The sequence below is a fragment of the Acinetobacter sp. TUM15064 genome (assembly GCF_008980265.1).
Classification (GTDB): domain Bacteria; phylum Pseudomonadota; class Gammaproteobacteria; order Pseudomonadales; family Moraxellaceae; genus Acinetobacter.
The window spans coordinates 1-453 of the sequence record NZ_BKFU01000216.1; the positions used below are offsets into that span (position 1 = coordinate 1).

Genomic DNA, 453 nt, shown 5'->3' on the forward strand with positions numbered 1-453 from the left:
TATCGAAGCGCCAAAGTATTTTCGTAAAGCTTTAAATTAACGAGCTGTATTTAGAAAAAGCTGAGGATCTACCCGAGCATTATTAAGGCTCATGCCCCAATGCAGATGAGGGCCTGTCACGCGTCCTGTTTTGCCTACTAAACCTAACGTTTCTCCTTGGCGGATATGTTGGCCTTTCTCTACTTTAATTGCGCTTAAATGGCAGAACATGCTGACTAAGCCTTGGCCATGATCAATCAATACAGTTTGTCCAGTAAAAAAATAAGATCCAGTTTGGATAACCACACCATCTGCTGGCGCAACAACTTTTTGCCCTACTGGCGCAGGAATATCTAGACCTGAGTGAGGCGCGCGTTCCTCGCCGTTAAAGAAGCGTTTTCTTCCAAAAGAGTTGCTAAATTTCCCTGAAGTCGGGCGTATAAATGTGGGTAGGGTTTGCCATGAGCTCTGTGT

1 protein-coding gene is annotated in these 453 nt (G+C 44.8%); it reads right to left on the reverse strand.

Annotated features, from left to right (window positions below):
- Positions 1-36: 36 nt before the first annotated feature.
- Positions 37-453: M23 family metallopeptidase (locus GBI16_RS18490; protein WP_151707644.1), on the reverse strand; the 417-nt coding region annotated here is incomplete at its 5' end.